This window comes from Streptomyces hebeiensis, assembly GCF_052983195.1.
Genome location: NZ_CM129812.1, coordinates 2,248,161 through 2,271,518 on the forward strand (window position 1 = coordinate 2,248,161; position 23,358 = coordinate 2,271,518).

General features: G+C 70.8%; 20 protein-coding genes. 9 read left to right on the forward strand and 11 right to left on the reverse strand.

The window, feature by feature from the left end:
- Positions 1–104 precede the first annotated feature (104 nt).
- Positions 105–731, forward strand: a complete 627-nt coding sequence (locus ACU6P3_RS09575) for a DedA family protein (RefSeq protein WP_447196752.1) — start codon at positions 105–107, stop codon at positions 729–731.
- On the opposite strand, the gene ACU6P3_RS09580 is transcribed toward ACU6P3_RS09575, so the two are convergent.
- The 3 genes from ACU6P3_RS09580 to ACU6P3_RS09590 form a co-directional block, all read right to left on the reverse strand.
- Positions 700–1,626, reverse strand: a complete 927-nt coding sequence (locus tag ACU6P3_RS09580; RefSeq protein ID WP_447196753.1) for an HAD family hydrolase — start codon at positions 1,624–1,626, stop codon at positions 700–702. The two genes, ACU6P3_RS09575 and ACU6P3_RS09580, sit on opposite strands and share 32 nt — an antisense overlap.
- Positions 1,623–4,172, reverse strand: coding sequence for a phosphoribosyltransferase (locus ACU6P3_RS09585; RefSeq protein WP_447197825.1), 2,550 nt, complete (start codon positions 4,170–4,172; stop codon positions 1,623–1,625). The genes ACU6P3_RS09580 and ACU6P3_RS09585 overlap by 4 nt, the downstream gene beginning before the upstream one ends.
- Before the next feature lie 62 nt (positions 4,173–4,234).
- On the reverse strand, positions 4,235–5,398 hold the full coding sequence (locus ACU6P3_RS09590) for an HpcH/HpaI aldolase/citrate lyase family protein (protein ID WP_447196754.1): 1,164 nt from the start codon (positions 5,396–5,398) through the stop codon (positions 4,235–4,237).
- Between the two features lie 188 nt (positions 5,399–5,586).
- On the opposite strand from ACU6P3_RS09590, the gene ACU6P3_RS09595 reads away from it, so the two are divergent.
- Entirely contained in the window at positions 5,587–6,546 is a 960-nt protein-coding gene (locus tag ACU6P3_RS09595; RefSeq protein ID WP_447196755.1) for a TerD family protein, read from the forward strand.
- A 48-nt stretch (positions 6,547–6,594) separates the two neighbouring features.
- Here the strand turns inward: ACU6P3_RS09595 and ACU6P3_RS09600 are convergent, their stop codons facing one another.
- From ACU6P3_RS09600 to ACU6P3_RS09625, 6 genes are all read right to left on the reverse strand, one after another.
- Positions 6,595–7,332, reverse strand: coding sequence for a TerD family protein (locus tag ACU6P3_RS09600; protein ID WP_447196756.1), 738 nt, complete (start codon positions 7,330–7,332; stop codon positions 6,595–6,597).
- A gap of 181 nt (positions 7,333–7,513) precedes the next feature.
- The gene (locus ACU6P3_RS09605; RefSeq protein WP_447196757.1) at positions 7,514–8,653 is read right to left on the reverse strand and encodes a DUF475 domain-containing protein; all 1,140 of its coding nucleotides are present in this window, start codon (positions 8,651–8,653) and stop codon (positions 7,514–7,516) included.
- 54 nt (positions 8,654–8,707) lie between these two features.
- The gene (locus ACU6P3_RS09610) at positions 8,708–9,283 is read right to left on the reverse strand and encodes a TerD family protein (RefSeq protein WP_344275674.1); all 576 of its coding nucleotides are present in this window, start codon (positions 9,281–9,283) and stop codon (positions 8,708–8,710) included.
- A 225-nt stretch (positions 9,284–9,508) separates the two neighbouring features.
- On the reverse strand, positions 9,509–10,084 hold the full coding sequence (locus tag ACU6P3_RS09615) for a TerD family protein (RefSeq protein ID WP_030746703.1): 576 nt from the start codon (positions 10,082–10,084) through the stop codon (positions 9,509–9,511).
- Positions 10,085–10,348: 264 nt separating this feature from the next.
- Positions 10,349–10,813, reverse strand: coding sequence for a peroxiredoxin (locus tag ACU6P3_RS09620; protein ID WP_344275679.1), 465 nt, complete (start codon positions 10,811–10,813; stop codon positions 10,349–10,351).
- A 234-nt stretch (positions 10,814–11,047) separates the two neighbouring features.
- Positions 11,048–11,485 carry a DUF3052 domain-containing protein gene (locus ACU6P3_RS09625; RefSeq protein ID WP_030746709.1) on the reverse strand — a complete coding sequence of 146 codons (438 nt, stop codon included), beginning with the start codon at positions 11,483–11,485 and terminating at the stop codon, positions 11,048–11,050.
- Between the two features lie 544 nt (positions 11,486–12,029).
- Here ACU6P3_RS09625 and aceE point away from each other — a divergent pair.
- The gene (gene aceE / locus ACU6P3_RS09630; protein WP_447196758.1) at positions 12,030–14,774 is read left to right on the forward strand and encodes a pyruvate dehydrogenase (acetyl-transferring), homodimeric type; all 2,745 of its coding nucleotides are present in this window, start codon (positions 12,030–12,032) and stop codon (positions 14,772–14,774) included.
- Between the two features lie 167 nt (positions 14,775–14,941).
- Here aceE and ACU6P3_RS09635 read toward each other — a convergent pair whose 3' ends face one another.
- Together ACU6P3_RS09635 and ACU6P3_RS09640 are read right to left on the reverse strand one after the other, a co-directional pair.
- Positions 14,942–15,478: a peptidase inhibitor family I36 protein gene (locus ACU6P3_RS09635; RefSeq protein WP_447196759.1), complete on the reverse strand. Its 537-nt coding sequence runs from the start codon at positions 15,476–15,478 to the stop codon at positions 14,942–14,944.
- A 188-nt stretch (positions 15,479–15,666) separates the two neighbouring features.
- Positions 15,667–15,801 carry a hypothetical protein gene (locus tag ACU6P3_RS09640; protein ID WP_447196760.1) on the reverse strand — a complete coding sequence of 45 codons (135 nt, stop codon included), beginning with the start codon at positions 15,799–15,801 and terminating at the stop codon, positions 15,667–15,669.
- A gap of 324 nt (positions 15,802–16,125) precedes the next feature.
- On the opposite strand from ACU6P3_RS09640, the gene ACU6P3_RS09645 reads away from it, so the two are divergent.
- From ACU6P3_RS09645 to ACU6P3_RS09670, 6 genes are all read left to right on the forward strand, one after another.
- Entirely contained in the window at positions 16,126–17,346 is a 1,221-nt protein-coding gene (locus ACU6P3_RS09645) for an alpha/beta hydrolase (RefSeq protein WP_447196761.1), read from the forward strand.
- Positions 17,347–17,596: 250 nt separating this feature from the next.
- Positions 17,597–18,508: a DUF4429 domain-containing protein gene (locus tag ACU6P3_RS09650; RefSeq protein WP_447196762.1), complete on the forward strand. Its 912-nt coding sequence runs from the start codon at positions 17,597–17,599 to the stop codon at positions 18,506–18,508.
- Between the two features lie 140 nt (positions 18,509–18,648).
- Entirely contained in the window at positions 18,649–20,100 is a 1,452-nt protein-coding gene (locus tag ACU6P3_RS09655; protein ID WP_447196763.1) for a sensor histidine kinase, read from the forward strand.
- Positions 20,097–20,780, forward strand: a complete 684-nt coding sequence (locus tag ACU6P3_RS09660; RefSeq protein WP_447196764.1) for a response regulator — start codon at positions 20,097–20,099, stop codon at positions 20,778–20,780. Before ACU6P3_RS09655 ends, ACU6P3_RS09660 begins: the two co-directional genes overlap by 4 nt.
- 188 nt (positions 20,781–20,968) lie before the next feature.
- A complete protein-coding gene (locus ACU6P3_RS09665) occupies positions 20,969–22,036 on the forward strand; it encodes an alpha/beta hydrolase (RefSeq protein WP_447196765.1) in 1,068 nt (355 codons plus the stop codon).
- A complete protein-coding gene (locus tag ACU6P3_RS09670; protein WP_447196766.1) occupies positions 22,033–23,241 on the forward strand; it encodes an acyltransferase family protein in 1,209 nt (402 codons plus the stop codon). Before ACU6P3_RS09665 ends, ACU6P3_RS09670 begins: the two co-directional genes overlap by 4 nt.
- The last annotated feature ends 117 nt before the right edge of the window (positions 23,242–23,358 follow it).

Below are 23,358 nucleotides of genomic sequence, written 5' to 3' on the forward strand. Positions count from 1 at the left end.
GAAACCTAGCCGCGCCACGCGACGCGGTGCATTGCGGAAAACCGCAGTCTTCTGTGCGGTCGACCTCAATGTGCCCCCGGCCGGAAGCGCTTAGCGTGAATTGCATGATCGAGACCAGCCCAGACGCCTGGGTCAACAGCCTCATGGACCGCCTCGGAGCCCCGGGCGCGGGCATCGCCATCGCGCTGGAGAATTTGTTCCCGCCTCTGCCCAGTGAGGTGATTCTGCCCCTCGCCGGATTCGCGTCGAGCACGGGCCGGATGAACCTCTTCGCCGCTCTGCTGTGGACCACGGCCGGTTCGGTGGCAGGGGCTCTCGCGCTCTACGCCGCGGGAGCGCTGCTGGGCCGGGAGCGGACCGTCGCGATAGCGGCCCGGCTGCCGCTGGTGAAAGTGAGTGACATAGAGAAAACGGAGGCATGGTTCCAGCGGCACGGGACGAAGGCCGTGTTCTTCGGCCGGATGATCCCCATCTTCCGCAGCCTGATATCGGTTCCGGCGGGGATCGAACGGATGCCGCTGCCCGTCTTCCTCGTTCTCACGACACTCGGCAGCGCGCTGTGGAACAGCGCTTTCGTCCTGGCGGGATACGCGCTGGGGGAGAACTGGCAGGAGGTGACAGGCTATGTCTCGACGTATTCGAAGGTGGTACTGGTGGCTGCGGTGCTGGCGTTCGTGGCCTTGCTGGGCACACGGATGGTCAAGCGAGGGCGGGGGCGGCGGCGCGGATGAGGTTACGGAGGATGTGCTCCCCCGCGGCCACTCCCGTGGCCGCGACGGACTCGACGTTGGGTGCGTTCCAGCCCGCGTCGGCGAGTTCGCCGTGGCCGGGCCGCCAGGCACGGTCGGCCGCGAGGAGCAGGTCGGCGTCGAGGAGCGAGTCGCCGGCTGCGAGAGTGCGACCGGCACCAGTTCTGCGGGCGACCTCCCGCATCGCGGCACTCTTGGTGAGCGGGCGCGGTACGGCGTAGATCTTGCGCCCTTGCAGGGACACGGCCCAGCCGCGGGGCTCCGCCCACTCGGCGAGTTCCTTGACCCAGCCCTCGGGCAGCAGCGCCCGATCGACCACCAGATAAGCGAAAAGGTCCTCGGCGATCCGTTCCTTGAGAAGCCAGGCGGGGTCGGCCGTGGCGAGCAGATGAGCGCGGATTTCGCCGAGCGGAGCGCATTCGTCGCCCAGCCTGCGAATCACCTGATCGTGCCAGGATCGGTCCGACACACCGTTGACCAGCAGATGTCCGCCATTGGCACAGATCGCGTACGCGGGTGGCGGGCCGGGCAGCCGGACCCGGCCGTATTGCTCACGAGTGCGGGTGGTCGTCGGTACGAAGACGGCGTTCCGGGCCAGCAGGGCGAGCAGTCCCGCGGCCGTCTCGGTCAGATACGACAGCGGTCTGCTCTCGTACACCTCGACGCAGAGCAGGCGGGGAGCCTGGGCGTCCGGCATGGAGAGCTGGAGTGCCGCGGCCGAATAGATGAGGGTCCGATCGAGATCACTGGCGACCAGGACCGGTGAGTGGGGCGAGGAACGCGCGGGATCGGGCGCCGAGCTGACCGGAGCCGCGTCCGCGGAAACGGAGGTCGAGGCCGCGTGAGCCGGGCCCACGGGAAAAGAGGGGGTGCTCATGAAGCGGTCACCGCCTTGCCGTCCGCTCCCGTCGCGCCCCGGGTGTACCGGGGATGGATCAGGCCGACGCAGGAGTACGGAAGGCCGTCCACCTCCTCGACGGGTACCCCGCGCTGCTGGGCCAGCAGCCGGACGTGGGCGAGGTCCGCCTCGGCGCCGCGCCGGGCGAGGATCTTCCAGGGGACCCGGCGGAGCAGGACCCGGGTGGTCTCCCCCACTCCCGGCTTGACCAGGTTCACATCGTGGATGCCGTACTGCCGGCTGATCCTCTCGACCGCTGCCCAGCCCTCCCAGGTGGGCGTGCGGTCGGCCTGGAGGAGTTCCTTGACGTCGGTGTCCACGGCCTCCATGACCTCGGCGAAACGGGCCGCGACGGTGTCCAGGAAGTAGCCCGAGACGTCGGCGTCGGCGAGGTCCCGGTAGTGCTTCGCGCCATGGAAGTCCTGTGGGCCCACGAGGTCGGCCCGCAGGACGGTACGGGAGATCAGGCCGGAGACGGTCGAGTTGAGGCAGGCGGAGGGGATCAGGAAGTCGTCGCGGGTGCCATAGGTCCGTACACAGCCGCCCGGATCCGCGAGCACGGCGATCTCGGGGTTGAAGTCTTCGAACGCCGAGAGCGCCTGGCTCAGTTCCCGCGTGATGGCTCCCTTGCCGGTCCAGCCGTCGATGAAGACGACATCGGCGGGATCGTGGTGGGCGGCGAGCCAGCGCAGGGCGTTGGTGTCGATGCCCCGGCCGCGGACGATCGATATGGCGTAGTGCGGCAGGTCGAGGCCGTGCCGCCGTTGGGCCCAGCGGCGCATCAGGACGCCGACAGGGGTGCCGGCCCGGGCCAGTGACACCAGCACCGGGCGGGGCGGGCGTTCGGTCAGGACGATCTCGGTGACGGTGCCGACGGCGCGTGCGATACGGGCCGCGGACGTCTCCAGGGCGGAGGCGAAGAGCTGCTGGTACTGGGCATTGGGCTGGTATTCGACAGGAAGGGACTCCGCGTAGTGGGCACCACCGCTCTGGATGGCCTCCTCACGCTCCTCCGTGGGTGCTTCGAGCTCCACGTCGGACAGATCCTGGAGGAGCCAGCCCACGTCATCGGGCGCGTAGGAGGAGAAGGCGGGGCCACGAAGGGGCTCGGGCAGCATGGATGTTTCCTGCCGTTCGGGATCGTGCGATGAGCGGCTGTGCGAAGTCGGCGCCTCGTGCGCGGGGCCTGCGGGAGTGGGCAGATAGGAGGGCAGGACAGCGAGGAGCACCTGGGGTATGTGCTCGGCGAGCTGGGCCAGCAGGCCGCCGGGAGCGTGCAGCTCGGGGGAATCGGCCACGGAGTCGACGACCGCGACGACGGCGTCGAAGCCCGCGCCCGCGACGTTGTACGCGTACCGGTCGCCGACGCCGTCACCGTCCGGGAAGGCCGCGGTGTCGTGGGCGGGGAAAACGAGCCGGCTGCGTATCGCGTATCCGGGGTCGTCCACGGCCAGCACGGGAGAGCGGGTGGTGGTGGAGTACCGCACCTCGGCTGCGCAGGAGCCTTCCAGGGCCTCGGCGATGCGCAGGGGGGCATACATCAGCTCTTCGAAGCCGAGGACGAGAACGCGCCGGGCGTCGGTGAGGCGCTCGGCGAGTGCGGCGGCCATCCCCGGCAGCGCGGACTCCAGCCGGGCCCGGTGGGCGGGGGTGAAGCCGTGACGGCCGCCGTCCGGCAGGCCGACGGGCCAGTCGAGGGCGGCGCGCGCCACGGTGTCGTCCACCGGTCGTCTGTCCGGCACTGTCCCGGCCGGCACCGCCGCCGGTGTGGTCGCCGTACCTGTCCCGCGTCCCGGGACACGGGACTCGGGCAGCGGAACGCCCGATGGAGGGCACTCGTGCTCCGCGACGAGTGCCTGGCCCTTGGCCAGAACGCCTTCCGGCAGCCGGACCGTGCCGGTGACCAGGGTGACCAGGTCGATCCTGGCACCGATCTCGTCGGCGAACTCGGCGAGCCTGCCCTGGTCGGCCGCCGAGCGCAGGTCGGCCAGCGCGACGATCACGTACCGGGAGCGTGGATAGCGCTCGTGGAGGGCGCTGATGGTGTTGAGGACGGTGTTGCCGGTGGAGAACTCGTCGTCGACGAGGACCAGCGGGCCCTCCCCGGCGAGCAGGCCCGGATCCTCCGGGAGCAGCAGATGGGAGGTGGCATGCGAATGCGACTCCTCGAAGCCGCCCGCCCGGGCCACGCCCGGGACGGGGCGGCGCGTGGAGTGCAGGTACGGGGCGTCGCGCAACCCGTCCGCGACGGAGTGTCCGAGCCCGGTCGCGGTCTCCGCGTAACCGAGCACCACCGCCCGCGCGGCGTCGCGGCCGAGCAGCGCCCGTACCCGCTCGCCCAGTGCCACGCCCGTGCCATGGACGACACCGGGGCTCTGCGGCACATGCTTGCCCAGCACGTTCGAGACGAGGAGGTGGGCCCGTTTGGGGTTGCGTCGCAGCGCCAGGCCGAGCAGGTCGAGCAGTCGCTCGTCCCCGTCGAGTGTGACGCCCAGCCGCTCGGCGACCCATGTCCCGGACCACATCTCGTCGGGATTCTCTCTCTTGCTCGGGAGGACACCGGCATCCACCGGCGGTATGCCGGCCGTCACCGGGGGATGCCCGCGGTCAGGAGGTCCACGAAGCCGATGTCCTCGCGCGCGACGCCGAAGACCTCGGCACGCAGAAGCGTGCGTTCGGCCCAGGCTCGGTGCGGCCTGGCCTCGTTCATCTTGTTCGTGTACGCCGAGCGCAGCACGCCGCCTCCGTCTCGTTCCGGCCGCAGGATGTCCTGCGCATCGCTGAACTCCTCATGGCTGACGACCGAGAGCGCGTGGACCGGGGGGACGTGGGAGGGGTGGATGCAGGTCTTGCCCAGGAGTCCGTTGGCCCGGTCCAGGGCGATCTCACTCAGCAGCCCGTCCATGTCGTGTTCGATCAACGTCGTGCGCAGTTCCTCGGCGCTGCCTTCGAGGAAGGGACTGCGCCGCAGCTGCGGTTTGAACATGCGCTCCTGCAACCGGAAGTACTCCCAGACCGGACCGGTGATCGTGAAGCCGGTACCGTCGGCACGGCCCAGCACGTTGACCACGTCGGCGATGACTCCGGCCACGATACGCACGTCGTACGCCGTCATGTCGGGGGACCTGCGCAGTCCGTATGCCGAGCAGAAGTCGGTGACCCCCAGCCGCAGGGCGAGGACCCGGTCGCGGTACTTGTCGACGGTGGTGGCGATGCCGGTGAGGGTGGCGGTCCTGGTCTCCAGGTGCAGCAGCTCGGGCGACTCGAGGACCGGCATCGCGTACAGCTTGTGTCCGCTCACGCTCTCCGCGTCGACGAGCGCTTCCAGGAAGGGGGTACCGCGCTCCTCGGTGAACTTGGGGAGTACGAATCCGGTCAGCAGCCGGACAGCCGGGCCGAGCCGTTGTACGAGGTCGGGAATCTGCTCCGGTTCCCGGACACGGATGAACAGCAGCGGCGTCTCGGCCTCCTGCTCGGCAAGCTTCTCGAACTGTCGGACGAGGTTGATCTCGGCGTCCTCGACCTCGGCGTCATGGATGGAATCCTCCAGGCAGAGCACCATGGAGACGACCCCGCGCCGGGCGAGCTTGAGCACGTCGTCGGCGAGCCGCGGCCTGGTGGCCGGGCTGTAGAGCGTGGCCCCGAGCGCCGCCGAGAGCAGGTCGGCCGGGGAGCCGGCGTGGAAGTCACACGGCTCCTTATGGAACAAGCGCTTCCGGACAGCAGGCGAGACATGCCCGTAATGACGCATTCATAGCCCCCGTACTGCCGAAAATAGCCTGTCGGTCATGTGGCCGGTAATAGTACGTATGGACGGGTGTCAACAGTTCCCCCGGTACATGAAATTCCGGTGACCCATCGTTCACCCGGCCTGTCGGCGGGCGGCGTGGACCGGCCCCGCGTTGTCCACGCGGGCGCCGGGAGGGCAGGATGACCGGCATGACGCACGCGATGCTGAAGGGCTCGAACGTCCCCCTCGACGCCATGGCCGTACGGGCCGTGCTGCGCTGGTCCCCGGGCGCCGGGGTGCCCGACGTGGATGCCTCCGCCCTGCTGCTCGGGGCGGGCGGCCGGGTGCGCACCGACGAGGACTTCATCTTCTACAACCAGCCGCGGCACCCGTCGGGGCTGGTGCGGCGGCTGTCCAAGAAGCAGGCCGGTGACACGCTGACGGACACCGTGGAGGCCGACCTCACCTCCCTCGACGCCTCGGTCGAACAGGTGGTGCTCGCGGCTTCCTCCGACGGAGGAAGCTTCCAGCACGTGAGCGACCTGCGGATCGAGCTGTACGACGCGGGTGCGGCCGAAGGCGATCCGCTGGCCGTCTTCGACGTACGGCCCGAGACCGGTGAGGAGACCGCGATCATCTGCGGCGAGCTCTACCGGCGCGGGGAGGGCTGGAAGTTCCGCGCGGTCGGCCAGGGCTACCCGACCGGGCTGGTGGGACTGGCCACGGCCTTCGGCATCTCGGTCGACGAGAGCGAGCAGGGCACGGGCGACGACCCGGCGGAGGGTGCCGGCGTCCGGACCGAAAACGCCCGGCCCGAGGACGCCCGGACCGACGGCGCCGAGTCCGACAGCGGGCAGGCCGAGGCGGAGCGGCCCGCACCCGGGCAGCCTGTCAACGACCCCGCGGCCGTCACCTCGGCGCTCCCGGCCCCGGCTGCCGCCCGGCTGCCGCCGCCACCCGGCCGGCCGCCCGCCCAGCCGGCCGTACCGCCCGCGTACGGATACCCGCAGCCCGCGCTGCCCTCGGCGCCGCCCAGTTATGGCTATCCCCAACCGGTGTCGTCGCCCCAGCCCGCCTACGGCTATCCACAGCCGGCCGCCGCGGCGGCTCCCGCTCCGGACCCGAACTTCCGGCTGCCTCCGATGGGACCCCAGTTCGTCCGCTCCTAGGGCGTGTCGCGACAGTCCCGCCCGGCCGTTTCCGCACACGGCCGCCTCTCAGGTCTTCGTCTTGTAGCCACGCCCCCACTGGAGGCCCCAGCCGTACAGCCGGTCCAGCTCGGCCTGGAAGCCGTAGACGAACTTCACCTCGCGCCGCACGACCAGTTCGCCCTTGACCTTCTCCAGCGAGAAAACCGCGCAGGAGCGGGCCTCAGGGGCGTCCTCGTCCAGTTCGATCTCGACCCGTGGGCCGCTGCTCGGATAGAGCGTGACCATGGCGTGCGTACGGTCGAAGGCCGGCGTCTGGTCGTAGATGTAGACGAAGAACAGCAATCGCTTGATCTCGTCCTTCTGGTCGAGGTTGACGTAGACCGTCTCGCCCGAGCCCGCGCCGAACCGGTCGTCGCCGCTCAGCTTCACGTACGGCGGCCCGTTGAGGTCGCCGAGGAAGTTGCCCAACGGCTGGACGACTCCCTTCGTGCCGTCGGTCATCTCATACATGCACCCGAGGTCCAGGTCCACGTTGACCACGCCCTGCGTATGCGCCTGGACGACCTCCGGCTTGAACATCTTGAGCGGATTGCCCAGCAGCCGCCCGCTCTGCCGTCGGCGCTCGATGTCGGACGTGCGCATCTGCCAGGAGAGGTTGACCCGCAGATTGCCGGTGGCCGCGCCCTGCTTGGTGAGCGAGATCGTCGGCCGCCGCTTGGTCAGTCCTATGGCGTTCGACACGGCGTGACCCGTGTCGAATTGTGATGCCCTTCGTCCCGGCAACAGATTGTCCCAGAAGGCCATGCCCACCCCACCTCTGTCGTCAACTCGCCGTCGGTCACGGAAAACACATGTCGCGGAACACAGAACAAGGGCGGCCGAGAGGCTCGCGCCCGTCGGCCGCCCCGTTCAGAGCGTTCCCGAAAACCCCTCTGGATCACACCCCGGAGGACCGGCTCACCAGAGGCTCACCGGAGCACGCGCGTCAGACGCGCAGCGCCTCCTTGCCCTTGTCGGTGCCCTGGCCGCCTTCGTCGGCCTCCAGCGCCTTGTTACGGCGTACGGAGGCCAGGAACGAGGCGGCGATCAGCACGACTCCGACCAGGCCCGTGATCACTTCGTTGATCGAGTGCTGGATCGTGATCAGCAGGATCACGGCCAGGGCACCGATCGCGTAGTGCGCGCCGTGCTCCAGGTAGACGTAGTCGTCCAAAGTGCCCTGGCGGACCAGGTAGACCGTGAGCGAGCGGACGTACATCGCGCCGATACCCAGGCCCAGTGCCATCCAGAAGATGTGGTTCGTGATCGCGAAGGCGCCGATCACCCCGTCGAAGGAGAAGGACGCGTCCAGCACTTCCAGGTAGAGGAACAGGAAGAACGCGGCCTTGCCGGCCAGGCCGACCGCGGAGACCTGCTTGCCCTCCGCCTTGGCCTTCTCTTCCTCCTCCTGCTCGCGCTCCTCCTCCTCTTCGAGGCGGTTCTCGAAGAAGCCGGAGAGCCCGCCCACGACCAGGTAGGTGATCAGGCCCGCGACACCGGCGAGCAGCACCGTCGCCGACTTGTCCTGGTAGCCCGTGCTGGTGTGGGCGTGGGTCGCGAAGGTGAGCGCCGTCACGAGCAGGACGATCAGGGCGATGCAGACCGACAGCATGTCGACCTTGCCGAGCTTGGCCAGCGGCCGCTCCAGCCAGCTCAGCCAGGTGATCTCCCGCTCCTCGAAGATGAAGTCGAGGAAAATCATCAACAGGAACATGCCACCGAAGGCGGCGATCGCCGGGTGGGCGTCGGTGACCAGGTCCTCGTACCGGCCCGGGTCCTGCATGGCCAGCTCGACGGCCTCGATGGGGCCGACCTTGGCACTGATGGCGACGATGACGACGGGAAAGACCAGCCGCATACCGAACACGGCGATAAGAATGCCGACCGTGAGGAAGATCTTCTGCCAGAAGGCATTCATCTTCTTCAGAACGCCGGCGTTGACGACCGCGTTGTCGAAGGAGAGCGAGATCTCAAGGATCGACAGGATCAGTACGACCCCGAACGCCTCCCACCCCCACTGCCAGGCCGCGAAGGCGAGGCCGAGCGCCGTGATGGCGAACGACCAGCCGAAGGTTTTCAGGATCACGTGCCACTACCCCATCTGGTGATTAACGGGTTTTCCCCCGCGCAGCGTACAGCTTTACGAAACGTTGACCCCGAAGTCTAGAGCGATACCCCGCAGGCCCGACGCGTACCCCTGGCCCACCGCCCGGAACTTCCACTCGCCCCCGTAGCGGTACAGCTCGCCGAAGATCATCGCTGTTTCCGTGGAGGCGTCCTCGCTGAGGTCGTACCGCGCGAGTTCGTTGTTGTCGGCCTGGTCGACCACCCGGATGAACGCGTTGCTGACTTGTCCGAACGTCTGGCCGCGGGCGTCCGCGTCATGGATCGAGACGGGAAAAACGATCTTGTCGCAACCCGCCGGCACCTTGGAGAGGTCGACCAGCAGGGACTCGTCGTCACCCTCGCCCTCACCGGTCAGGTTGTCACCGGTGTGCTCGACCGAGCCGTCCGGACTCTTGAGGTTGTTGTAGAAGACGAACCACTCGTCGCCCAGCACCCGGCCCGAGGCGCACAGGAGCGCGCTGGCGTCGAGGTCGAAGTCCGCTCCGGTGGTGGAGCGCGCGTCCCAGCCGAGTCCGACCATGACCTGGGTGAGGTTCGGTGCGGCTTTGGAGAGGGAGACATTGCCTCCCTTGGCGAGTGTGACACCCATGCTGATTCCTCCCCGATGAGGTGTTGCCGTTCCGTGCCGGCCGGCCAGGACGTCGGACGCGGACAAGAACGCGCCTGACGTCCTGCCCGCCGGGCGCCCGTTCATGCCGTTCGCGGACGGTTCGTTCCCGTACCGATGCGCGTCCGGCGCCGCACGGGAGAATGTGCGGCGCCGGACGCGGACGGTCGTACAGGCGTACTGGTGGCGGCTGAGCGGAAGCGCGGCTCAGACGTTCACGCCGAAGTCCTGCGCGATACCGCGCAGGCCCGAGGCGTACCCCTGGCCGATGGCCCGGAACTTCCACTCCGCGCCGTGGCGGTACAGCTCGCCGAAGACCATCGCGGTCTCGGTCGAGGCGTCCTCGGTGAGGTCGTACCGCGCGAGCTCGTTGTTGTCGGCCTGGTTGACCACGCGGATGAACGCGTTGCGCACCTGGCCGAAGGACTGCTGGCGGCTCTCCGCCTCGTAGATCGAGACGGGGAACACGATCTTCTCGACATCGGCGGGGACCGCCGACAGATTGACCTTGATCGCCTCGTCGTCGCCCTCGCCCTCACCGGTCAGGTTGTCACCGGTGTGCTCGACCGAGCCGTCGGGGCTCTTGAGGTTGTTGAAGAAGACGAAGTTCCCGTCGGCGGCGACCTTGCCCTCGGCGTTCGTCAGCAGCGCGCTGGCGTCGAGGTCGAAGTCGCTTCCGGTGGTCGTACGGACATCCCAGCCCAGACCCACGGTCACCGCGGTCAGGTTGGGCGCGGCCTTGGTCAGCGAGACATTGCCGCCCTTGCTGAGGCTGACTCCCACGAGTCCTCCCTATGGTTTCTCGGGTCCGGCGCCCCTGGCAGGCGGCTGACGCCGCGGGCCGCGCGTCCCCTGAAGCGTTGGCATCGGATCAACGACTGGATCCTAGTGACCGGTTCCCCGTCCCTCGGCGATTTCGTCGGGACGGGGCGGTTTCCGGCGGAACACCCCCTACGAGGGGATTCCGGCGGGAACACACCCCCTTGTCAGGGTTCCGCCGGGGCCGCCCCGGTAAGACGGTTTCCGGCGGGTCGGCGGAGCCGGGGCTCAGATGGCGGCGAGCGCCTTGACGTAGTCGTCGAGATCCCGGGCGTCCGGAAGGCCGTTCACGACGGTCCAGCGGACGATGCCCTCCTTGTCGATGATGAACGTGCCGCGGACCGCGCAGCCCTTCTCCTCGTCGAAGACGCCGTACGCCCGCGACACCTCGCCGTGCGGCCAGAAGTCCGACAGCAGCGGGTACTCCAGGCCCTCCTGCTCGGCGAAGACGCGCAGCGTGTGGATGGAGTCGTTCGAAACGGCGAGGAGCTGGGTGTCGTCGTTGACGAACGAGGGCAGCTCGTCGCGCAGGGCGCACAGCTCGCCCGTGCAGACGCCGGTGAAGGCGAACGGGTAGAAGAGCAGCACCACGTTCTTCCCGTCCGCCCCCTTGAAGTCGGAGAGGCGCACGGTCCGCCCGTGGTTGTCCGTCAGCTCGAAGTCCGGGGCGGGGGTGCCGACCTCGATCGCCATGGGTGTACGTCCTTTCAGATGGCTCGGCAGTCATCAGCGGCCGGACGGCTCAACAGGGGACGCGGGCTCGACCGATGCCCGCGGCCGCCGTCCGGCGCTGTCCACCCTACGCACAGGACCCCCGCCGACCGAGGTCGGCGGGGGTCCTTCATGGCCGCCCGGTCCGTATCCACGGGCCGGGGCCGATGTTCTGGATGTCTCGCAACGCCGGGCGCGACGCCGATGACGCCCGTATCAGCGCTTGGACCTGGCCGCCTTGGGAGTGACCAGCCGACTGGCGGTCCAGTCCTTCCCCGCGCTGATGCTCTTGGTCTGGGACAGGCCCGCGGTCTGCGCGGCCTCGTTGATGTCGCTCGGTTCGACGTAGCCGTCGCGGCCCGTCTTGGGCGTGAGCAGCCACACCGCTCCACCGTCCTCGATCAAACCGATGGCGTCCACCAGCGCGTCCGTAAGGTCGCCGTCCTCGTCACGGAACCACAGCAGGACGGCGTCGGCCACGTCCTCGTAGTCCTCGTCGACGAGCTCCTGGCCGATGACGGCCTCGATGGACTCGCGGAGCTCGTGCTCGACGTCGTCGTCGTAGCCGATCTCCTGGACCACCTGTCCGGGTTCGAACCCCAGCCGTGCGGCCAGGTTGGTCCGTTCCTCCGCGTGGTCCGCGGTCGCGCTCACGGATTGCCTCCTGATCATGTTCGGGAAATGCTTCAGCCGCGCGCGTACGCGGGGCACTGGCCGTAGTCCACACGGGCGGGGCGGATCGCGCAAGTACCCGGCCGCCGAGACCGCCTAAACGGTGACGATCCGGGCCGCTTCACCGCAACTCCTGTCACTTCTGCACCACCCTCCGTGACGGAGGTCGTACACTTCCGCCTCCCTTGTCATGGTATGCCGCTTCGGCGTGCCTTCGGGGCCGGTATCTTCCGACGGAAAACGTGCGCGAGTTGGGCGTAAGGTTGCGATTTGACGGGCACGACGAGCGATGACAGGCGCGGCGAGCAGCCCGGACACGGCGGCCGGGCCCGTCCGGGGGCGGGGTTCCCAGGGGACTCCCGCTGCCCCACAGTAGAGGTCCACAGTAGAGGTGACGTATCTGTCGTCGCGGTCCACGAAGGAGGCGGCGCGGCCGCCTCGGAACGCGGAGGAGCAGTACCCCGACGGCGTGCGCCGCACCGACCGTGAGCGCGGGGCACGAGACGACCGACAGTGAAGGAACAGCGTGGCTTCCGGATCCGATCGCAACCCGATCATCATTGGCGGCCTTCCCAGCCAGGTCCCGGACTTCGACCCCGAGGAGACTCAGGAGTGGCTCGACTCGCTCGACGCCGCCGTCGACGATCGGGGGCGTGAGCGTGCCCGGTACCTGATGCTCCGGCTGATCGAACGGGCCCGTGAGAAGCGCGTGGCCGTGCCCGAGATGCGCAGCACGGACTACGTCAACACCATCGCGACCAAGGACGAGCCGTTCTTCCCCGGCAACGAGGAGATCGAACGCAAGATCCTCAACGCGACCCGCTGGAACGCGGCCGTGATGGTCTCGCGTGCTCAGCGCCCGGGGATCGGCGTCGGCGGGCACATCGCCACCTTCGCCTCGTCCGCCTCCCTGTACGACGTCGGCTTCAACCACTTCTTCCGCGGCAAGGACGACGGCGGGGGCGGCGACCAGATCTTCTTCCAGGGGCACGCCTCCCCCGGTATCTACGCCCGCGCCTTCCTGCTCGACCGGCTGAGCGAGGAGCAGCTGGACGGTTTCCGGCAGGAGAAGTCGAAGGCGCCGAACGGCCTCTCCAGCTATCCGCACCCCCGGCTGATGCCGGACTTCTGGGAGTTCCCGACCGTCTCGATGGGCCTCGGCCCCCTGGGCGCGATCTTCCAGGCCCGGATGAACCGGTACATGGAGGCGCGCGGTATCGCCGACACCTCCCGGTCGCACGTGTGGGCGTATCTGGGCGACGGCGAGATGGACGAGCCCGAGTCGCTGGGCCAGCTCTCGATCGCCGCCCGGGAGGGCCTGGACAACCTCACCTTCGTCGTCAACTGCAACCTCCAGCGCCTCGACGGCCCGGTGCGCGGCAACGGCAAGATCATCCAGGAGCTGGAGTCGCAGTTCCGCGGCGCCGGCTGGAACGTGATCAAGCTGGTCTGGGACCGCTCCTGGGACCCGCTGCTCGCCCAGGACCGGGACGGCGTGCTGGTCAACCGGCTGAACACCACGCCGGACGGGCAGTTCCAGACGTACGCCACGGAGACCGGCGCCTACATCCGCCGGCATTTCTTCGGCGACGACCACCGGCTGCGGGCCATGGTCGAGAACATGACCGACGACCAGATCCTGCACCTGGGGCGCGGCGGTCACGACCACCAGAAGGTGTACGCGGCGTACGCGGCGGCCAAGGCGCACAAGGGCCAGCCGACCGTGATACTGGCGCAGACCGTCAAGGGCTGGACGCTCGGGCCGAACTTCGAGGGCCGCAACGCGACCCACCAGATGAAGAAGCTGACCGTCGACGACCTCAAGGGGTTCCGCGACCGGCTGCACCTCCCGATCACCGACCGGCAGCTGGAGGACGGCCCGCCGCCGTACTACCACCCGGGCCGGGACTCGGAGGAGATCCAGTACATGCACGACCGCCGCAGGTCGCTGGGCGGCTATGTGCCGACCCGCGTCGTGCGGGCGAAGCCGTTGAACCTGCCCGGGGACAAGACCTACGCGGCGGTGAAGAAGGGCTCGGGCCAGCAGTCGATCGCCACCACCATGGCGTTCGTCCGACTGCTGAAGGACCTGATGCGGGACAAGGAGATCGGCAAGCGCTTCGTGCTGATCGCGCCCGACGAGTACCGGACCTTCGGAATGGACTCGTTCTTCCCGAGTGCCAAGATCTACAACCCGCTGGGCCAGCAGTACGAGGCGGTGGACCGCGAGCTGCTCCTGTCGTACAAGGAGTCGCCGACGGGCCAGATGCTGCACGACGGCATCTCCGAGGCGGGCTGTACGGCCTCGCTGATCGCGGCGGGATCGGCGTACGCGACACACGGCGAACCGCTGATCCCCGTGTACGTCTTCTACTCGATGTTCGGTTTCCAGCGGACCGGTGATCAGTTCTGGCAGATGTCCGACCAGATGGCTCGCGGATTCGTTCTGGGCGCGACCGCAGGCCGTACGACACTGACCGGTGAGGGCCTTCAGCACGCGGACGGCCATTCGCAGCTGCTGGCCTCGACCAACCCGGCGTGCGTCGCGTACGACCCCGCCTACGGCTTCGAGATCGCGCACATCGTCAAGGACGGCCTGCGCCGGATGTACGGCCATGCCGCCCCGGGCGAGGACCCGGACGTCTTCTACTACCTCACGGTCTACAACGAGCCGATCCAGCACCCCGCCGAACCGGCCGGCGTGGACGTCGAGGGCATCCTCAAGGGCATCCACCTCTTCCGCGAGGGCACCAGCGGCTCGATCCCGGCCCAGGTCATGGCGTCCGGGGTGGCCGTGCCCTGGGCGGTCGAGGCGCAGCGGATCCTCGCCGAGGAGTGGGACGTCAAGGCCGACGTGTGGTCGGCGACCTCGTGGAACGAGCTGCGGCGCGACGCCGTCGAGGTGGAGCGGTACAACCTGCTGCATCCGGAGGAGGAGCAGCGCGTCCCGTACGTCACCCGCAAGCTGTCGGGCGCGCGCGGACCGTTCGTGGCCGTATCCGACTGGATGCGGTCGGTGCCGGACCAGATCGCCCGCTGGGTCCCGGGCCCGTACCAGTCGCTGGGCGCGGACGGCTTCGGCTTCGCGGACACCCGTGGCGCGGCCCGGCGCTTCTTCCACATCGACGCGCAGTCGATCGTCCTGGGCGTGCTCACGGAGCTGGCCAAGGAAGGGAAGATCGACCGGTCGGCGCTGAAGCAGGCGGTGGACCGCTATCAGTTGCTGGACGCGTCGGCGGCGGACCCGGGCGCGGCCGGAGGCGACGCCTGACCCGCCGCGTGAACGCGCGCGCGGCTCCGGAGGGCGGCGGGACGTCAGAGGTCCCGCCGCCCTCCGGACGTTCCCGGACCCGGCGGCGCTCAGAGACCCGGCTCCGCCGGTGGTCCGGGGCCCGGGCCCCGCCGTGATCCGGGCCCCGGGCCCTGCGGTCCCGGACCTCACCTCTCCCAGACCTTGAACGCCCGTACGCGGTAAGGCGACCGCGGCAGCCACGTCCCCCCGCCGGGGTACGTCTCGAACTCCGCCGTCTCCCCGCACTCCTCCGACTGGTAGGTCGTCACCGGCCGCCCGGTGCGATTGGCCAGCGACTGGACGCTCGTGCCCTTCGGCAGCGGCACACAGCTCTCGATGTCGATGCCGGCCAGTTCGTACGTCTTCCGCGCGCCCTTGAAATCGTCCTTCTCCCAGAGGCACAGTTCCCCCGCCCCGCACTGGCCCAGGCGGACGGGCGCGGCCGCCGCGCGAACAGCCGGCGCGGACGACGCGGACGACGCGGGCGCGGCCGCCTCCGCCGCCGTGCCCGCCGTCTGCGGCAGGAGCGCTGCGACGGCCAGCGCCCCGACGGCCGTGGCCCTCCGCACACCGGTGAGCCGAAACGCGGACGTGCTCGCGGTCGCGGTCGTGGTCGCGGTCGTGGTCGCGGTCGCGGCCACAGACGAGGACGCGGCCTTGGCCGTGGACGTGGACGTGGTCATGGTCATTCGCATATGGATCTGCCCCCGTGTCGAGTCCGCCGGCACATCGGGCGACGCGCCGGTCGACCTCCAGCCTGACCTGCGAAGTAAGACCCGTGGAAGGGCTCGCCTCCCGGGCCACCCGGATAGGCGACAGCCCTGGCGGAACCTTCCGGCAGGGCCGTCTCGGCCATCGAATTGACGCCGGATCAACCGGAGGCTGACGCCAGACGCGCACTCTCCCCGCTCGTCACACCCGCGTCGACGGCCCGCTTCGTCAGCGGCGCGCCCGGAGCCACCACGACCAGACTCACGACCACGACCACGGCCACGCTCACGGCCATGACCACGGCCACAGATCCGCCACGGCCACGGCCACGGCCGCGCAGACCGGGTACCGGCACGCGACAGCAGGTCCGTACGTGTGAACCGCGACACACGGCCGTACGCGTGAACGTGGTCCCGCGCACGCGGTCCGGAGTACGGGCACACCTGGCCCCGCTCACACGCCGCCTTCCGCGCCGTACCCCGTGACGCACCGCGCAGTGTGCGGAAAATTCACACTGCGTGAGGTTACCGTCGGTCCAATCCTCCGGGGCCCGTGATCTGTCTCACCACTCCCGTTCCTCGTCGCGAGGCCCCCCGCCCGCGGCCTAGGGTTATCCCCAGTGACTTCCTTCGATTCCTCCCCCACCCTCAACGCATGGCGCGCACTCCTGGCCCTCGCCGTCGTGTTCGTCATGCTGGCATCCACCGGGTGGACCGCTGTACAGCGCACACGCGGTCCCGGAGAACCGCTGAAGGCCGCGTTGGCGGCGTGGGAGAAGGACCGCATAGGAGCGCGCCACCTCCCGGACCCGCACTCCGCGCCGAAGCGGCTCGCCGCCTTCTTCGCGTCCTTGTCACCCGTTCAGCGGGAGCGGCTCGCGACCCGCTACCCGCTCGTCGTGGGAAATCTCAACGGCGCTCCCGTCACGCTGCGGTACCGGGCCAACCGGTTGGCTCTCATGCAGGCGCGCCAGGTGGAGGAGCACCGGATGCGCGACAGCAGGCTGTCGCCGGACGGCAGACACCAGGCGGGGCGCCGGATGAACCGCTTCGAGTCCCTGCTGAGCACGGGGCGCCAGATCCTCGCGTTCAACCCGTCGGGCAAGGGCCGGGTCGCCGAGGTCTTCGGCGACCTCGACCGGGCGCGGCACGTCTCGGTCGTGGTGCCGGGCGTTGACACGAACGTACTGACGTTCGAGAAGACCGAGCGCTACTACACCGCGCCGGTGGGCATGGCCGAGTCGCTGTACTCGGCCGAGCGCGTGGCCGGGCCCGCCGCCCGCACCGCCGTCATCGCCTGGGCCGACTACACGGCCCCGGCCGGCCTCGGGGTGGACGCGGCGATCGGGAAGCTCGCCGAGGACGGTGCCGTACGCCTGGCCGCCCTCACCGCCGCGCTGCCCGGCACGTCACGCGTCTCGCTGTTCTGCCACAGCTACGGTTCCGTGGTGTGCGGGGTCGCGGCGCGCGCCCTGCCCTCCCGGGTCACGGACGTGGCGGTCGCGGGCAGCCCGGGCATGCGGGTCGAGACCGCGCGGCAGCTGCGCACCGCAGCCCACGTCTGGGCCATGCGCGACCAGAACGACTGGATCCAGGACGTGCCGTACCTGGCGGTCGGCGGGCTCGGCCACGGCGCGGACCCGGTCACCCGGGCCTTCGGCGCCCGGGTGCTCTCGGCCTCCGGGGCGGCGGGGCACGCGGGGTACTTCCAGCCGGGCACGGAGAGCCTCGACAACTTCGCGGACATCGGGGTCGGCGCGTATCGCGCGGTGACCTGCGCGGACGGCGCGACCGCGTGCCGGAGCGGGCTCGCGGTGGCCGGGGTGAGCCTGGCGGGCTGACCGCCGTCTTGCGGACCTGCCGACCGCCGCCCGGGCCGGCCGACCGCCGTCTTGCGGACCTGCCGACCGCCGCCCGGGCCGGCCGACCGCCGCCTTCGGACCTGCCGGTCACCGGCTCCGGTCCGGCCGCCCGTCGGCCCCAGGCCCTGTCGCCCGTCGGCGCCGGGCCCTGTCTCATGCGCCGGACGCGCGTAGAATTCGTACGCTTCGGCAGGGGACGTGCGGCCGCCCGCAGCCTACGATGAGGCACATGGGTGATGTGCTGGCGGGGAATCATGCCACCTGGGAGTTCGACAGCGACTCCGTGCTCATCCGTTTCGAACGGGGGGCACGGACGGGGATACGGACACCGAAGCTCTTCCAGGCGCTCGGCGAACGGCGCGTCCCCTACGAGGCGCTGTCGTCGGTGACGCTCGGCCCCGGAAAGCGCGGGACGGTGGTGCTGCGTGCCGTGCCGAGACCCGGCGCGGACCCGCTGGTCGAGGCCGCGGCCGGCCAGCTCAAGGAGAGCGTGGATCCCTACCGCCTGGTCCTGCCCGCCGACCGCGAGACGCTCGCGGAGTACTACGCGGACGAACTGCGCGCCGGCATCCGCGACGGGCGGGAACCGGCCGAGCGTTACCTGGTCGCCGCGCCCGAGGCTCCCCTCCAGTTCAAGGCGTACGACGCCAAGGCGTCGTTCGACGGGAAGAGGGTGTCCTTCCGCTGGTTCTGGACGGGCGCGTCCACGGCGAAGTGGAAGGCCGGCGACCAGGTCCTCCCGGTCGGTGAGCTGGAAGGGGTCGAGTGGCGCTCCCCCGAGCTCTTCAACGGCTACCTGCGGATGCTGCGCCGCGACGACGTCACGGGCACGGCCGCACCGGAGCCCGCACCCGCGGACCACGACCCGGCGGCCGTCGTCTTCGGCCTCGGATACGGTCCGGTGCACGAGTCACTTCCGTTCGCGGCGGCTGTCCTGGAGGCGGTCCAGGGCGCGTCGGCACGCCGGCCGCCGGCGAACCGCGCGCTCGTCGCGGCGGGTGCCGTGGCGACGGCGGCGGTACGGAGCGATCCGGCGGATGTGGCGGAGCGGATACGGCACCTGGGGGAGCTGCACCGGGCGGGGCTGGTGACGGACGAGGAGTTCTCGGCGAAGAAGGCGGAACTGCTGGCAGAGCTGTGACCAGGTCGGGTCCCGCCCCGATGACGCCGGTGTGCTCATACCTCGAGATGACGCCGGTACGCTCATACCCCGGTATGACCACGGTGCCGGTCCCCGGTATGACGTCCGCCCACCGTCCGCGCCCTACGCTGGTGCGCGCCATGCCTTCCCCGCCCACGCATCTCCGTACCGCCGCGCTCGGTACGATCCGCGCGCTGGTCACGGCGCTGCGCACGCCTGCCGAGTCCACCGAGCCGCTGTTCGCGCACGCGCCCCGGCGATGGCAGCGGGTCGCGCCGTACGTCGTGGCGTTCGGCTTCGCCGTGACGCTGCTGCCGGTCACCACCACCGTCCTCACCCAGGACTACCGGCTCGGCGGCGGCTGGTCGGGGGCCCTCGCGACCGCGCAGGCCGCGCCCTTGCTGCTCGCCGTGACCCGTCCGCTGTCCGCCTGGTGGATCGTCTTCGGCGCCGATGTGATCGGTGGGATCCTGCTCTGGGGCGCGGACGGCCTCGCGGGCCGCCCCTGGCCGTGGACCCCCATGGTGGTCGTCGGCTACCTGCTGCTGATGCTCTGTCTCGGCCTGCGGGAGTCGCGCCGTACGCTGCTCGCCGTCTGGCTGGCGACCGGACTGGCCGGGCTCTTCTTCGAACTGCTCTCACAGGACCGCAGCGACGGCAGCCATCTGCTGCTCTTCGTGCTCAGCGGGGTGTTCCTCGTCGTAGCCGCCGCGCTGCGGGAGCGCGGCGACGCCCAGCGCAAGCTGGCGGAGCAGGAGACGATCAGCGAGGCGGAACGCTCCCGGCGCACGCTCCTGGAGGAACGCGCGCGTATCGCCCGCGAGTTGCACGATGTGGTGGCGCACCACATGTCCGTGATCACCGTGCAGGCCGATTCCGCCCCGTACCGGATCGACGGCCTGCCCGGTCCGGCGCGCGAGGAGTTCGCCACGATCGCCGCGAGTGCCCGGGAGTCCCTCGCGGAGATGCGGCGGCTGCTCGCGGTGTTGCGCAGCGACGGTTCGGAGGGCGAGCGGACACCGCAGCCGGGGCTCGACCGTCTCCAGCAACTGGTGGAGGCGACGGTCCGGGCGGGGGTGCCGGCCGAGTTGTCGCTGCCCGCCGAACTGGGCTCCGTACCGCCGGCCGTGGACCTGTCCGCGTACCGCATCGTGCAGGAGGCCCTGGCCAATGTCGTACGGCACGCCTCCGGCGCGCGCACCCGGGTCTCCGTGGCCGGCGACGGCTCCTGGCTGACCGTCCTGGTCGTCAACGGGCCGGCCGCCGCGCGCACCTCACCGCTGGAGACCACGGGGACCGGTCACGGCCTGGTGGGGATGCGGGAAAGGGTCCGGCTGACCGGCGGCACACTGGACACCGGCCCGCTGCCGGACGGCGGCTTCCGGGTGGCCGCCCGGCTCCCGTTGGCCACCGGTGGCTCCGCTGTGGCCGATCCCGCCCCCGAAGCCGGTCTCCGTCCCGAAGCCGCCTTCCGTCCCGAAACCGACCGCGACCTCGACTCCGGACCCGGACCCGGACCCGGCGTCAAGGCGACCGGTGCCGGCTCCGTACCCGTTCGATCCGCCACCCCCGAACCGGAGGACACTCCTTGACGATCCGCGTGGTCATAGTCGACGACCAGGCCATGGTCCGCGCGGGCTTCGCCGCGCTGCTGTCCGCCCAGGCCGACATCGACGTGGTGGGCGAGGCGCCGGACGGCCGCCGGGGCGTGGAGGTGAGCCGTACCGTCCACCCCGACGTGGTCCTGATGGACGTCCGGATGCCGGAGATGGACGGACTGGCCGCCGCCCGCGCACTGTTGGACCCGCCGCCCGGGGTGATCCACCGCCCCAAGGTGCTGATGCTCACCACCTTCGACGTGGACGACTACGTGTACGAGGCGCTGCGCGCCGGCGCCTCCGGCTTCCTGCTGAAGGACGCGCCCCCGGCCGATCTGATCGCCGCGGTCCGGGTCGTCGCGGCCGGCGAGGCACTGCTCGCACCGTCCGTGACGCGTCGGCTGATCGCGGACTTCGCCCAGCAGCGGCCCGCCGCGCGCCGGGCCCCCGCCCAGCGCCTGCGCGGCCTCACCCCGCGCGAGACCGAGGTGCTCGAACTGATCGCGCGGGGCCTGTCCAACCAGGAGATCGCGGGGCGGCTCGTGGTCGCCGAGCAGACCGTGAAGACGCACATCGGCCGGGTGCTGGCCAAGCTCGACCTGCGGGACCGGGCGCAGGCCGTGATCTTCGCGTACGAGTCGGGGCTGGTCACCCCCGGCGACGCGCCCGCCTGAGACACGGGCCCGGCCTGCCCCGGACCGGACCGGCCCGTCCTGCCGGAAGCTCCGACCGGGCCCTCCTGCCACCGCCCCTACCTCGGTATCACCTTCCAGTTGGCTCCCCGGTGTGACGTCCTGTCGCACCCCGTCTCCGTACCTTCCGGCTCGCCACTTCTCAGGACGAGCCACACAAGGAGACGGACATGCACCGCCACAGGAGGGCCCTGGCCGCCACCGCGCTGGTGACGGCCCTGGTCGGGGGAACGGCGGGATGGGTCTCGGGGGACGCGCAGGAACCCGTCACCGGACCACCGCCCGGGAGCGCGGCATGGCGCGCGGACGGTTCGCTGGGCCGGGCGCTGCCGGACCCCGGGACCACGGAGCCGGGCGCGGTCGCCCGCTTCTTCGCCTCGCTGACGAGCGAACAGCGGGAGCGGCTGGTCCGCCGGCACCCGCTCGTCGTCGGCAATCTCGACGGCGCCCCCGTGGCGCTGCGCTACGCGGCCAACGCCCGTGCCGTACGGGCCACGCACGACCCCCGGTTCGCCGGGCTCGCGGCGCCCGGCCGGCACATCCTCGCCTTCGATCCGCGCGGCCGGGGGCAGGTCGCCGAGGTGTTCGGGGAACTGACCGCCGCCCGCCGGGTGTCCGTCGTCGTCCCCGGCTCCGACATCGACGCGGCGGGCTTCGACCGCGCGCGCGACCGGTACGGCACCCCCGCCGGCATGGCCAGGTCGCTGCGCGCGGCGACCGGGGAGCGTACGGCCGTGATCGCGTGGGCCGGTTACACCACCCCGCGCGGGATCGGGCCGGCCGCGGCCACCGGGAAGCTCGCCGAGGCCGGTGCCGGGCGCCTGGTGAGGCTCACCGAGGGGCTCGCCGCGGTCGGGGCGGAGAAACCCGTGCTGTTCTGCCACAGTTACGGCTCCGTCGTGTGCGGGCTCGCCGCCCATGAGGTGAACGCCTCGGACATCGTCGTGTTCGGCTCCCCGGGGATGCGCGCCTCCCGGGTGGCCGATCTCCGTACCGACGCGCGGGTGTGGGCGGCCAAGGACCGGGACGACTGGATCGCCAAGGTCCCGCACGTCGAGTTCGCGGGCCTCGGGCACGGCCAGGATCCGGCCGCCGCGTCCTTCGGCGCCCTCCGGGTGCCCGCCGACGACGCCCGCGGACACACCGGCTACTTCGCGCCGGGAACCGACTCGCTCCGCGCGTTCGCCGCCATCGCCCGGGGAGAAGCCGGTACGGCCCGTGCGGAGGCGGTCCGATGACGCTCGCCACGGTCGTCGCGACCATAGAGGCCCGCACGCCCGCCGGCCGTGACCGCGCCCTCGACGGCCTGCGCGCGCTCGCGCTGCTCGCCGTGCCCACCGGGCACTGGCTGCTCGGCGGCTTCACCCTGGACGGGCCCGGCACGCTGCGCAACGCGAGTCCGCTGACCGCCATGGGCGGCTTCGCGCCCCTGAGCTGGGTGCTCCAGATGCTCGGCGTCTTCTTCCTGGTCGGCGGCTACGCGTCCGTGCTCTCCTACCGCCGGAGGCCGGCCACGACCGCCGCCTGGCTTCGGCAACGCGTGGTGCGGCTGGGACGGCCGGTGCTCGGGGTGACGGCCGTATGGGCGGTGCTGCTCTCGGCCCTGTACGCGGTGGGCGTGCCCGCCACCACCCTGCGCACGGCGTCGACTCTCGTGATCCAGCCGCTGTGGTTCGTGGGGATCTACATCGTCGTCACGGCGCTGACGCCGTACTGTGTGCGCGCCGCGCGCGTGGCGGGGGCCTGGGCCGCCGCTCCCCTGCTGGGCGCGGTGGCCGTCGTCGACCTGCTGCGCTACGGCCCCTGGGCCGACGCGATGCCGTCCTGGCTGAGCGCGGCGAACCTCCTGCCGGGCTGGCTCTTCGCCTACCAGCTCGGCGTCTGCTGGGCCGAGGGAGCGCTCGGCCGGCGCACGGCCCGCGCGCTGCTGGCGGGCGGCGTGGTGCTGTTCGCGGCACTGCTGCTGGTCTTCCACTACCCGGCGTCGATGGTCGGCGTGCCCGGCGCGGTCCGCACGAACTCGCACCCGCCGTCCCTGCTGGTCCTCGCCCTCGCCGCCGCGCAGTGCGGCGCGGCGGTCCTGCTCCGGGACCGGATCGGGCGGCTGCTGGCCAGGCCCGCCGTCTGGGCACCGGTCGTGGTGGTCAACCTGTCCGCGATGACGATCCTGTGCTGGCACCAGAGCGCGATGCTCGCGGTCGCCGTGCCCGGATCGTTCCTGGGCCCGGTGGCGGGGCTGACGACCTCGCCCGACTCGCTCGGCTGGATCGTGGCCCGGCTGACCTGGCTCCCGCTGTTCGCGACCCTGCTGGTCGTGATCGGCCGGTACGCGCGCGGCTTCGACGGGCCCTGGCGCACGGGGAGCCCGGCCGCCACGGCCTGGCGAGCGGCGGCGGGGCTGCTGGCGGCGGGCTTCGGCCTCTTCGCGCTGGGGCTGGTGTGAGGCGCGGTCCCTGCCGGGTGGTGCCCCGCCGGAGCCCGGGCCCTGGGTTCGGGCCTCTGGTCCCTGGCCGGCCCCCGGTCCGGGGGTCCGGTCCGGGATTCGGGCCCCTGGCCAGGC